The 11,298-nt window shown below is 58.5% G+C and carries 10 protein-coding genes and 1 pseudogene; 9 read left to right on the top strand and 2 right to left on the bottom strand.

Going from position 1 to position 11,298, the window contains the following annotated elements; translation table 11 throughout:
* The first annotated feature begins 84 nt into the window (after window positions 1-84).
* The 9 genes from B347_RS0110275 (at window position 85) to B347_RS0110235 (ending at window position 9,578) form a co-directional block, all read left to right on the top strand.
* Window positions 85-1,689: a ShlB/FhaC/HecB family hemolysin secretion/activation protein gene (locus B347_RS0110275; RefSeq protein WP_019409631.1), complete on the top strand. Its 1,605-nt coding sequence runs from the start codon at window positions 85-87 to the stop codon at window positions 1,687-1,689.
* 25 nt (window positions 1,690-1,714) lie between these two features.
* Entirely contained in the window at window positions 1,715-3,532 is a 1,818-nt protein-coding gene (locus tag B347_RS0110270) for a DUF2341 domain-containing protein (RefSeq protein WP_019409630.1), read from the top strand.
* Between the two features lie 11 nt (window positions 3,533-3,543).
* A complete protein-coding gene (locus B347_RS0110265) occupies window positions 3,544-3,969 on the top strand; it encodes an ExbD/TolR family protein (RefSeq protein WP_019409629.1) in 426 nt (141 codons plus the stop codon).
* A gap of 6 nt (window positions 3,970-3,975) precedes the next feature.
* A complete protein-coding gene (locus B347_RS0110260) occupies window positions 3,976-4,662 on the top strand; it encodes an energy transducer TonB family protein (protein WP_019409628.1) in 687 nt (228 codons plus the stop codon).
* Window positions 4,663-4,700: 38 nt separating this feature from the next.
* Window positions 4,701-6,398 (top strand): putative porin, encoded by a 1,698-nt coding sequence (locus B347_RS0110255; RefSeq protein WP_019409627.1) that lies wholly within the window; start codon window positions 4,701-4,703, stop codon window positions 6,396-6,398.
* 18 nt (window positions 6,399-6,416) lie between these two features.
* A complete protein-coding gene (locus B347_RS0110250) occupies window positions 6,417-7,055 on the top strand; it encodes a hypothetical protein (protein ID WP_019409626.1) in 639 nt (212 codons plus the stop codon).
* An 18-nt stretch (window positions 7,056-7,073) separates the two neighbouring features.
* Complete coding sequence (locus B347_RS0110245) at window positions 7,074-7,565, top strand: YbjN domain-containing protein (protein ID WP_019409625.1); 492 nt, start codon at window positions 7,074-7,076, stop codon at window positions 7,563-7,565.
* The gene (locus B347_RS0110240; RefSeq protein WP_019409624.1) at window positions 7,562-8,503 is read left to right on the top strand and encodes a peptidylprolyl isomerase; all 942 of its coding nucleotides are present in this window, start codon (window positions 7,562-7,564) and stop codon (window positions 8,501-8,503) included. Before B347_RS0110245 ends, B347_RS0110240 begins: the two co-directional genes overlap by 4 nt.
* Before the next feature lie 70 nt (window positions 8,504-8,573).
* Window positions 8,574-9,578 (top strand): LysR family transcriptional regulator, encoded by a 1,005-nt coding sequence (locus B347_RS0110235; protein ID WP_019409623.1) that lies wholly within the window; start codon window positions 8,574-8,576, stop codon window positions 9,576-9,578.
* 40 nt (window positions 9,579-9,618) lie between these two features.
* On the opposite strand, the gene B347_RS0110230 is transcribed toward B347_RS0110235, so the two are convergent.
* Both B347_RS0110230 and B347_RS0110225 read right to left on the bottom strand, forming a co-directional pair.
* The gene (locus B347_RS0110230; RefSeq protein ID WP_019409622.1) at window positions 9,619-9,894 is read right to left on the bottom strand and encodes a peptidylprolyl isomerase; all 276 of its coding nucleotides are present in this window, start codon (window positions 9,892-9,894) and stop codon (window positions 9,619-9,621) included.
* A gap of 72 nt (window positions 9,895-9,966) precedes the next feature.
* A pseudogene (locus B347_RS0110225) lies at window positions 9,967-11,274 on the bottom strand (ATP-binding protein); the annotation flags it as partial.
* Window positions 11,275-11,298 lie beyond the last annotated feature (24 nt).

The raw sequence follows: 11,298 nt of genomic DNA, 5'->3' as shown, positions 1-11,298 counted from the left end.
CAGTTCGGTAGCCCCCGACCACGCCGGTCTTACCTGTGTAACACGCTAGGCAACGGGTTTTATTACGGCAATTTAGGGGGCGGTGTGGAGCATTTGTTCAAGTCAATCAGGCCGGTTGGTGGCGCTGCGCTGTGCTGGCTGGCGCTAGCGCAACCGGTACTCGCCGAAGAGCAAGGCGCTCAAACGCAGAGCCCGGAGCGGCGGGTAGACGTCAACGAGTACTTTGTGCGCGGCAATACCGTGCTCGACGCCCGAGCCATCGAAGAAGCGGTATACCCGTTTCTTGGGCCGCAAAAAACCTTAAAGGACATCGAAGGTGCCCGTGACGCTCTACAGAAGACTTACCAAGAGCGCGGCTATCAGTCGGTGTTTATCGAACTGCCAGAGCAAAAGGTCGACGACGGTATCGTTTATCTGCAAGTCAGCGAAACCAAGGTGGGTCGCGTGCGTGTCGTCGGCGCCAAGCACTATTCCCCTGTGGAAATCCGTGAAGAAGTGCCTGGTCTCAAGGAAGGCACCGTGCCGGATTTCGCTACCGTGCAAACCCAGCTCGCAGGCCTCAACCGCACCGCTGGCCGCCAGGTCACACCGTTGGTACATGAAGGCCAGCGCCCCGGCACCATGGACGTCGACTTGCAAGTCGAAGACCAAAGCCCTTGGCACGCCAGTCTCGGCTTGAACAACGACTACAGTGCCGACACCGAAAAACTACGCAGCGTCGCCACCGTGGGTTACGACAACCTGTGGCAGTTAGGCCACAGCGTATCTCTGACGTTTTTCACCGCCCCCCAAGACATGGACAACGCCAAGGTCTGGTCCGGCTCCTATACCGCGCCGTTGAGCGAGCGCTGGAGCGTGCAGTTCTCGGGTTACCAGTCTGACAGCAACATCGCCACCATCGGCGGCAGTAACGTACTGGGCAAAGGCCATTCCTATGGCGTATCGGCCATTTACAGCCTCCCAGCCAGTGGTACGTGGGCCAACTCGTTCTCGGCCGGAATCGACTTAAAGGACTTCGACGAGCAACTGCGTTTTGGCGACAGCAGCGACCAAGTCCCGCTCAAGTACGCACCGCTGACCTTCGGCTACAACGGCTACAACTACACCGAACAATCGCAGCTGGGCCTGAACCTCAACTTGGTGATCGGCACCCGTGCCTTCTTCGGTTACGGCAGTGATTCCCAGGAATTTCGCGACAAACGCTGGGACTCCAGCCCAAGTTTCGCCGTGCTCAAGGGCGACGGGAACCTCACCCTCTCGTTCACCAATAACTGGCAAGCGGCAACCAAGGTTGGTTTCCAACTGGCGTCCGGTCCGCTGGTCTCCAACGAACAGTATTCCGCTGGCGGCGCCACCTCGGTGCGCGGCTATCTGGCGGCCGAACGCACGGGTGACGAAGGCTACTTGCTGTCGCAAGAGCTGCGCACTCCGTCGCTGGCCAAATACCTGGGCAGCTATGTGCAGGAATGGCGCTTCTACGCCTTCGCCGACGCGGCGCAGCTCTACCTGCGCGACGCGCTGCAAGAGCAAGAAGATGATTACCGGTTGGCCAGCGTTGGCCTGGGCACCCGCGCCAGTTTAAGCAAGTGGCTGTCCGGCAGCATGGACTGGGGCTACCCGCTGGTTAATGGCCCGAACACCCAAAAACATGACTCTCGTTTGCACTTCAGTGTGCAGGCGACTTTCTGATTCGTTTTCACGGAGATCCTTTGACATGCAACGCTTATTTCTGAGTTTGTTGATCTGCCTGGGCTTCGCGCTCCCGGCAACCGCCCATGCCTGGTGGCAGGATGACTGGCACTACCGCAAGCAAATTTCGATCGACACCACCCCGCAAGGCGCGGCGATTAACCAGCCTTTAGGGCGCACTGCACTGCTGGTACGTCTGCATACGGGCAACTTCACATTTGATGGGGTCAAGGACGACGGTTCCGATCTGCGTTTTGTCAGCGCCGATGACAAGACTGTGCTCAACCATCAGATCGAAAGCTTTGACCCGCTGATGGGCATGGCGCTGATCTGGGTCGATGTGCCTAAAGTTGAGGGCGGTCAGCGTCAGGACGTGTGGATGTACTACGGCAATCAGAAAGCGGTGGCCACCTCGAACGGCCAACTGACGTTCGACCCGAATTACACCGCGCTTTACCATTTTGAAGGGGCTAACGGCACACCGGCCCGTGATACCACGGCTTATGGCAACACCGCACAAAACGCCACGGGCGTGAGCATTGATGGTGTGATCGGTCGTGCACTGCAACTCAATGGCCAGCCTTTGCTGCTGCCCGCCAGCCCGTCGCTGCAACACAGTGCGGGTGGCGCCTTTACCTTGAGCACCTGGTTGCGTCTGGACCAAGCCAGTGGCGAGCAACTGTTGCTGGCCCGACGCGAAGCCGGTAACAGCCTGCTGGTCGGCGTTGACCAAGGCGTACCTTTCGTAGAAGTCGATGGTCACCGCGCTGTGTCGACTCAGCCCTTGAATCCGGGTCAATGGCAACATCTGGCTGTCAGCGCCGAGGGCGATAAAGTCTCGCTGTTTGTCAACGGGCGTGAAACTGCGAGCCTGGCTGTCGCCATGCCTGCCTTCAACTCGGCAATGGCCATTGGTGCTGATCTGCCGCATGCCGCCGACGCTGAACCCAGCCATTACCTGCCGTTTGCCGGTGCCATCGATGAACTGCGCCTGTCCAAGGTCGCGCGCCCGGCCAGCCTGTTGTTGGCCGATGCCACCGCACAAGGTTCGGAATCCAAACTGGTGGCTTACGGTGTAGACGAAGAGCAGTCGGGCTTTGGCTTCGGCAGCCTGGGTTTTCTGTTTAACGCAGTCCCGATGGATGCCTGGATCATCATTGTGGTGCTGGTGGGCATGATGATTCAGTCATGGATCATCATGATTCGCAAAAACAGCATGGTCAGTCGTGTCAGCAAGGCCAACGAGATTTTCCGCGAGCAGTTCTCGCAAGTGGGCACCCGCCTGGAAATGTTTGCCGATGACAAAGCCCTGGCCGAGCGCCTGACTCACTCGCCGCTGTGGCGCCTGTACCTGGTGGCAGTGAAGGAAATCCGTACCCGTCGCGCTCAAGGTGCAGACACTTCATCGGTTTCAGCCGCCACCATCGAAGCCATCCGTTGCTCCATGGACGGCGTGCGTACCCGCGAAAACCAGCAACTCAGCGCCAAGCTGTCGACGCTGTCCAACGCCATTGCCGGCGGCCCTTACATCGGCCTGCTCGGTACGGTGATGGGGATCATGGTGGTGTTCCTCGGCACTGCGATGGCCGGTGACGTGAACATCAACGCCATTGCTCCAGGGATGGCCGCGGCCTTGCTGGCAACTGCCATGGGGCTGTTCGTCGCCATCCCAGCACTGTTTGGCTACAACCGACTGATTACCCGTAACAAGGAAGTCAGCGCCGACATGCGCGTGTTTGTCGACGAGTTCATCACCCGTCTGGCGGAAACGCACGGCGAGAGCCAATTCAGTGAAGCAGCGCATCAGCGCGGACACCACGCCAACGCCGCTTTGCCGGCCTGAGGAGAAACGTCATGGCTTCTGTAAACGCCGCCCACGACGATGACGATGATGCTCCGGTAGACAGCATCAATATCACGCCCCTGGTGGACGTGCTGATGGTGGTGTTGGTGATGTTTATCCTCACGGCCACCGCGCAGGTCTCGGGTATTCAGATCCACCTGCCTAAAGCCAGCGCCTCGGTGTCGTTATCCGAGGCCAAGACCAAGGCCATTTCGGTGAACGATGCCGGTCAGGTGTTCTTGGACGCCTACCCGGTGACGCTGAGCGAACTGGAAGAACGTCTGCGTATCGAGAAAGCGCAGAGCCCGGACTTTCCGGTGATCGTGCGCGGTGACGCCATGGTGCAGTACCAGAAGGTCATTGAAGTGCTGGACCTGCTGCGTCGCCTGGAGCTGTCGCAGGTTGGGCTAGTCACCGGCAAACCGAATCAGGGCTGATACGACATGACCGCACAGCCTCAAAACAAACGCTTGCGCCCGTTGAAGTGGGGCGCCGGTCTGCTGCTGACAGGCGTCGCTGCCTGGTTTATCTGGCAGTGGGCCAATGACATGAGTGGCGTGCGCAGGGAAGCGCCGAAGGTGCCAACGATTATCCCGTTGCCGCCACCGCCACCACCGCCACCCGAGAAACCCAAGGAGCCGGAGCCTCAGGTGGAGGAGAAAGTGGTAGAGCCCGAGCCGTCGCCTGAACCCGAAGACGTCAAGCCCGAGGAGGAGGCACCGCCTTCGCCTGCGGATGATCTGGCTAACCCGATGCAGATTGATGGCGACGCCCAGTCTGGTAACGACGGATTCAACGTCGGTGCAGGCAAAGGCGGTGGCATGGCAGGCGGTGGCGGTGGCGGCGGCGGTCTGGGTACTGGGACTTACAAGCAATATCTGGCTGGGGTGTTTCAGCGCTTGTTGCGCGAAGACCCGGAGTTACGCAAGAAGGCCTACCAGGTGCAGGCCGACCTGTGGTTAAGCGCTGACGGCCAAGTCACCCGCGTGGTGTTGGTGCAGTCCAGTGGCGATGCGCAGACCGATGCCCAGGTGCTGGCCGCGTTGCGTGCCCCGCATGCAACGCAACGTACACCGGCTTCGCTGACCTTGCCGGTACGTCTGTCCCTGAAGGGCCGACGCCCGGATTGATCAAACTTTTTACAGTTTTTAACAGGAGTTGTGAGCACATGATTTCCCCCGTGAATCGACTGACCCTAGCGGTCGGCATGGTCATCGCGACCCTGGTTGGCCAAGCGACGGCAGCCCCAGCAGCGCCCTCGGAAAACGCCACAATCAACCTGATCCGCCTGTTGGTAGAACAAGGCGTACTCAAGCAATCCGCCGCAGACGGTTTGATCGCGCAGGCTGAAAAAGAAGCCCAGCAAGCTCGTCAGGCCAGCGCCACCGTAGTGGCCGCAGGCCCCGTGGCAGCGCCGGGTGATGTTCGCGTGCAGTACGTACCGGCTGCCGTGCGTGATCAGATCCGTGATCAGGTCAAGGCTGAAGTCATGACCACTGCCAAGAATGAAAACTGGGCCCAGCCCAACACATTCCCAGAATGGGCATCGCGTATCAGCTTTGACGGCGACCTTCGTCTGCGGACCGAATCGCGCTACTTCTCGGGTCACAACAGCAACGAAATACTCGATTACGCCAAGTTCAACGAGAGCGGCCCTTACGACGTCAACAAAGACACCAACACCAAGTTGCCGCCGTTGCTTAACACCCGTGAAGACCGTGAAAACCTGATGCGCCTGCGTGCTCGTCTGGGCATGAAGGCGATTATTTCGCCGGAGTGGACCGCCGGTATTCGTGTGGGCACAGGTAACGACAGCAACCCGGTGTCGGCTAACCAGACCTTGGGAGGCGGTTTTGGCAAAAAAGACCTGTGGCTCGATCAGGGCTATTTGACCTGGAAAGCCACGAAGGACCTGACCCTGACCGGCGGCCGATTCAGCAACCCGTTCTACTCCACCGACATGATGTATTCCAAAGACCTGAACTTTGACGGCGCGGCGGGCATGTTCGACCACAAACTCAATAAAGACTGGGGGCTGTTCGCTACCCTTGGCGCGTTCCCGGTTGAGTACAGCTCGGACACGGCCAGCAGCAACGGTAAGGACAAAGAAGACAGCCGCAATAAATGGATGTTCGGCGGCCAGATAGGCACTGACTGGAAGATCAACAACAGCAATAGCCTGAAAGGAGCGATGGCCTACTACCGCTTCGAAGACATCGAAGGCCAGCGTTCCAGCCCTTGCAAGCCGTGGCAAGGCCAACCAGCGTGCGACACCGACGGTTCACGCCTGACGTTCATGCAGAAGGGCAACAGCGTGTTCCTGCTGCGCGACATCGTGCCAAATCCGGATACCCCGGGCTTGACCCCACAACCCCAGTACGTGGGCCTGGCTTCCAAGTTTGATGTACTCGACCTGAACCTGGTCTGGGACACCGAACTGCCGCAAAACATGATGCTGCGCACTCAGGGTAACTACATCCGAAACCTGTCTTACGACAAAAAACAGATGCTCAAGCGTGCCGATTCCGAGATCGTCAACAACATCAACAGCGAAGACCAGTTTGAGAGCGGTGGCAACGCGGTGATGGTGCAGTTCACCCTCGGCAACGCGCTGGACATGCGCAAGCGTGGCGACTGGAACGTGTTGGCTGGTTACAAGTACATCCAGCCTGACGCCTTGCCTGACGGTTTCAACGACTCGTCCTTTCATTTGGGCGGCACCAACGCCAAGGGCTACTACATCGGCGGCAGCTACGGCATCGACAAGAATATTTACGCCAGTGCTCGTTGGTTGAGCGCATCCGAAGTGTATGGCGCACCGTTTGAAGTCGACGTCATGCAGCTGGAACTCAATACGCGCTTTTGATGCGCCGGGAGACACCACATGAACACGCGAATTTGCTGCCTGGTATTGGCCTTAAGCAGCCTGGGCACAGCCGCTACAGTCTCGGCTGAAACCATGGAGGAGCGTCTGCGTACTCAACTGCGTAGCACTACCGCGCAATTGCAAACGCTGCAAAGCGAGCAGGCTCAGGCCAGCGCTGCGCGTATCGCGGCCGAGAACCAGGCTAAGCAGGCTCAGGTGCAGATCAAGCAATTGATGGGCGAACTGGACAAAACCCGTGGCCTGGCCCAGCAACTGGTCGGCCAGCAACAGAACCTGCACAGCCAGGCACAGGCTCAGGTCGCTGCCAGCAACGAGCAGACCGGCAAGTACAAGAAGGCCTATGAAGAGCTGTTGGTGCTGGCGCGCGGTAAAGAGACAGAGCGTGCGCGCTTACAGACGCAATTAACGGAACGTGACACACAAGTGCAGCAATGTTCAGCCAAGAATCAACAGATGTACGGCGTGGCCCAGCAACTGCTCACGGCCTACGAAAAAATTGATGTGGCGCAAGTCATGAGCATTCGCCAGCCCTTCGCCAGCAGCGCGCGGGTCAAGTTTGAAGAACTGGCCCAAGGCTTTGGCGACGATCTGTACAAGACGCGTTTTGATGCACCCCAAGCTGCACTCAATCATTGATAGACAAGGAAGCACACCATGAGCGATTTGATCACTAGCGTTACCGTCAAGAGCCTGACTGAGCTGCTGCAAGCTGCCGGCTACCGTGTTAACGAAACCGAACAGAACGGCATCGTACAGTTGCTCAGCGCCAGCCAAGGCATCGGCTTTGCCGTGCGTTTCGGCAACCTGGCAGTGGAAGAGGGCAGCTACGTTGACTTCACTTACAGCTGCGCGCTGCGTGTGCAAGGTCAATTACCTGAAGGCCTGACCCAGGTGTGGAATGCTTCGCGTCGTTTTGCCCGGCTGTCGCTGCAAGGCGAATTCCTGTTGATGGAAATGGACGTGGTTGTGGCGGGCGTGGGCGAAGTGCACCTTCGCAGTCAACTGGAACTGTGGGATCGCCTGTTGCAAGAATTTATTGTTTACCTGCGTGAATACAGCCAGCAAGCGGCACAGCTTCAGGCGCAAGGCGAAGAAACCGAGCCAGCCCAAGCTGAAGAGTCGCGTGAAGAGGCGACTGCCCAGTGAAAAAACCAACCCTCGTGGTCGGCGCTGGTGCGCTGACCTTGCTGGTGGTTGCGATGGGGTTGATTCTGCGCCCGGGTAACGACCCGGTAGCAGCTCCGCAACCGACACCCGTGCCGAGCATCGAGCGCAGCGGTCCGGCCGTCGCCCGCCTTGGTAGCCAGCAAATCGATGTACAAGAGCTCAAGGTCGTGATGGCGGCCTTGCCTGCTGATTCTCGCGAGCAACTGCGCACTAACCGCAGTGCTCTGGAAACCTGGCTGCGTTCCCGTCTGGCGCAAAAAGCAGTGCTAGAACAGGCCGATGCCCAGGGCTGGCGTCAACGTCCAGAAGTGGAACAGCAGACCCGCGCTGCTGCCGAGCAGATTGTGTTCCGCGACTACATGTTGTCGGTCAGCAAGGTACCAGCTGGCTACCCCAATCAGGCCGAACTGCAAGCCGCCTATGACAGTGGTAAGGCGCAATGGGTAACGCCGCCGTTATACCGTATCAGCCAGATATTTCTGGCCGTGACTGACCCGCAAAACGTCGATGTGATAGCACGTAAGGCACAGGAACTAAGCCGTAAGGCGCAATCAGCGCCGGGCGAGTTTATTGCCATGGCGAAGCAGTACTCGCAGGAGTCTGACAGCGCCAGTCGTGGCGGTGATTCTGGTCTGCAGCCATTACAACAATTAGTGCCAGAGGTGCGTAACACCGTGGCCCGGTTGAAAGTGGGTGCCGTTTCGGAGGTGGTGCAAAGTGCGGCCGGTTTTCATGTGCTAAAACTGATCGAGCAACGACCGGCGCGCACGGCGACCCTCGATGAACTGCGCGAGCGCCTGACGCAGGCCCTGCGTGATCAGCGTCAGGAACAAATCGCCAAGTCATACCTGGAAGGCATGCTCAATACTGCGACGTTGAGTATTGATGGCGCCGAGCTGAACAAGTTTCTCGAGTAAATCATTTGGCAAGGATGCATAAACCGATCTGTAGCGTCTTTCTATGCCCACACGACAAGGAGAGTCCCCCATGGCATTTCTAGAACCGGCTGCACACCAAGACAACACCCCGTACCGCAAACCCTGTGCGTTGCCAGAGCCAAGGACGGCACTGGCGCACACTGTCGACCCCGTCGTCGCGCGTTATTTTCTGGTGAGCGCCCGTTGTGGCTGCTTCACCCAGGCCGCCCGTAGCCTGAACATCAAGGCTACGGTGCTGCGCAAACAACTGGCCCAGTTGGAAGAGCAGATGCGCAGCACATTGTTTGTCTTCCAGGGCCGGTCACTGGTCCTCAGCCCCCAGGGGCAAGTGTTGCAAGCGCAACTCAGCGCTTTGGCCCATGAGCATAATTTGTCGGTATCCGCCTGCGAGCAGCCGCGAATTCGCCTAGCCGTAGCCGAGCCGATCCTGCATGACATCCTTGGCCGAGACCTCATTGCCTTGTTACGCCGTAATGCCAGCGTGCGTCTCGACATCATCTCGCTTAACAGCGAGCAGGATTTGCAAAAGGTCGAGGCTGACGTCGTGGTGTGGCTATCCGATATGTACGGCATGGGTTCGGCCCCGAGCTTCTGCATTCAGCCAGCAAAGGCGCTGGCCTGCGTCAAATACCTGCCGCACATTGCCAAACGTTATTCGCGATTGATCAGTGGCCCTGACAGTCTTGAAGGCTTGGCTGACTACATGTTGGTGCAATGGCAGCCCGACGAAAACATCGACGCCCTGCGGCCTTGGAACACCCTGATTGAGCAACGTCAAGCGGCCGTGGTGCACGTCCAGGACTACTCACTAATGCTCGAAATGATCCGTTGCGGCGCGTGCATCGGCTTGCTGCCGCGCTACATGAGCTACTTCGACCGTGCGCTGATTGCTATCCCTGGATTGTTACCCGAGAGCTTGCAGCGCCAGGCATGGATGGCCGTGAGTGCGGATGTGAACCACCCGAATGAAGTACAGATGCTGGTGGACTTGATTGCCAGCACCTTTGAAGGGCGCAAGGAGTGGTTTGACACCCCGCTGCGTTCGCAACTGTAGCGTTTGCCCGCGCGCAGGGGCGATCCAACGGAGCAGCCGATCAGTCCCGATAAAACACCTGCACCAAGTGATAACCAAACTTGCTCTTCACCGGCCCATGGACCACGCGCAAGGGTTTTTTGAAGATGATCTGGTCAATCACGCCGACCATCTGTCCTGGCCGCACTTCGCCCAGATCACCGCCGCGTTTGCCTGAGGGGCAGGTGGAGAATTTCTTCGCCAGTACATCAAAGGCTTCGCCCTTGGCAATGCGCTGCTTGAGCGATTCGGCTTCTTCGGCGGTTTTCACCAAGATATGGCGTGCTTGAGCTTTCATGTGACGTTTACCTTGCAACTGTGGGGCACTTTACGAGGGCGCGGATTATGCCTGAGTTTTCTCGTCTTCGTGGTGATGGCGGGGCAAGTGCAGACGCACCCGCGTGCCTTGGCCACTTTCACTGACGATGCTCACATGCCCGCCTGACTGCTGGGCAAAGCCGTAGATCATTGACAAACCTAGGCCCGTGCCTTGGCCCACGGGTTTGGTGGTAAAGAAGGGGTCAAAGGCTTTGGCCAGGATTTGCGGGGTCATGCCCGACCCATTGTCGCTGACTTCAAACATCACATATTCCCCAGCCGTGATCGGCTCTAGGGTGCTGGTACGGCTGTCAGCAAGGTAGAGGTTGGCGGTTCTGACAATGAGCGTCCCGCCTTGCGGCATGGCGTCGCGCGCGTTGATGATCAGGTTAAGCAGGGCGCTTTCCAATTGCCCGGCGTCAGTGCTGACGGGCCAGATGTCTTGGCCCAGTTCAACCACCAAAGCAATATGCGAACCCTTGGTGCTGCTGAACAGTTCTTGCAGCGAGCTGACCAGATGGTTGGGGTCCAGCGGCTTGCGGTCCAGGGATTGGCGGCGGGAAAACGTTAACAAACGATGGGTCAGCGCCGCAGCGCGGCGGGCTGAAGAGACGGCGGCCTCGGTAAAACGGCCGACTTCAGCGCTACGTCCTGCGGCAATGTAACGCTTCATTAGGTCTAGGCTGCCGATAATTCCGGTCAGCATGTTGTTGAAGTCGTGGGCAATGCCGCCGGTCAACTGGCCTACAGCTTCCATTTTTTGCGAGTGACGCAGGGCTTCTTCGGCCCGCTCACGCTCTTGCATCTCGCGTTGCAACTGCTCGTTAGCCTCGGCCAGCGCTTGTGTGCGCTGGGCAACTCGCTCTTCAAGGGTGTTGTTGAGTTCGCGCAAGGCGTGTTCGGTTTGCTTGAGTGCTGCACGTCTGCGACGCAAGGTTTTGACCGCGGTCATCAACAGGCCAGCTACCTGGCCTTGCTCATCGAGCACCGGGCTGAATGTCAGGTCCAACCATAATTCAGTCGCTTGCTGAGGGTCCGGGAGTAAAAAGTACTGATCGGAAAACGAACGGTGCTGACCGGCCCGGACGGCGTCGATGATTGGCTGACTGAAATCCGTGTATTCCGGCCAAGTCAGGTGCAGAGGCTGGCCAAAGGCAGACGGGTGCTTATTGCCCGCTAGGCTGGCGAAGCTGTCGTTGTAGATTTGCGTCAGTTGCTCGCCCCACAGCAGCAACATCGGCATGGGCGAGTTCATCACAACCTGCGCGCAGGTGCGCAAACTGTGTGGCCAACGGGTGACATCCCCCAAGGGGCTATGTGTCAACGCCGACAGTTGGCTAACGGTAAAAACGGCGCTCATGGATAAGTCCCGAGAGTGAATCTG

Source organism: Pseudomonas psychrophila HA-4 (assembly GCF_000282975.1).
GTDB lineage: Bacteria > Pseudomonadota > Gammaproteobacteria > Pseudomonadales > Pseudomonadaceae > Aquipseudomonas > Aquipseudomonas psychrophila_A.
Note: the sequence above shows the minus strand (reverse complement) of the source record. Positions and strands in the feature narration are given on the sequence as shown.

Coding starts and splice junctions, on each gene's coding strand:
- B347_RS0110270 (WP_019409630.1), top strand. CDS start 1,715: ATGCAACGCTTATTTCTGAGTTTGTTGATCTGCCTGGGCTTCGCGCTC.
- B347_RS0110245 (WP_019409625.1), top strand. CDS start 7,074: ATGAGCGATTTGATCACTAGCGTTACCGTCAAGAGCCTGACTGAGCTG.
- B347_RS0110255 (WP_019409627.1), top strand. CDS start 4,701: ATGATTTCCCCCGTGAATCGACTGACCCTAGCGGTCGGCATGGTCATC.
- B347_RS0110230 (WP_019409622.1), bottom strand. CDS start 9,894: ATGAAAGCTCAAGCACGCCATATCTTGGTGAAAACCGCCGAAGAAGCC.
- B347_RS0110260 (WP_019409628.1), top strand. CDS start 3,976: ATGACCGCACAGCCTCAAAACAAACGCTTGCGCCCGTTGAAGTGGGGC.
- B347_RS0110265 (WP_019409629.1), top strand. CDS start 3,544: ATGGCTTCTGTAAACGCCGCCCACGACGATGACGATGATGCTCCGGTA.
- B347_RS0110250 (WP_019409626.1), top strand. CDS start 6,417: ATGAACACGCGAATTTGCTGCCTGGTATTGGCCTTAAGCAGCCTGGGC.
- B347_RS0110235 (WP_019409623.1), top strand. CDS start 8,574: ATGGCATTTCTAGAACCGGCTGCACACCAAGACAACACCCCGTACCGC.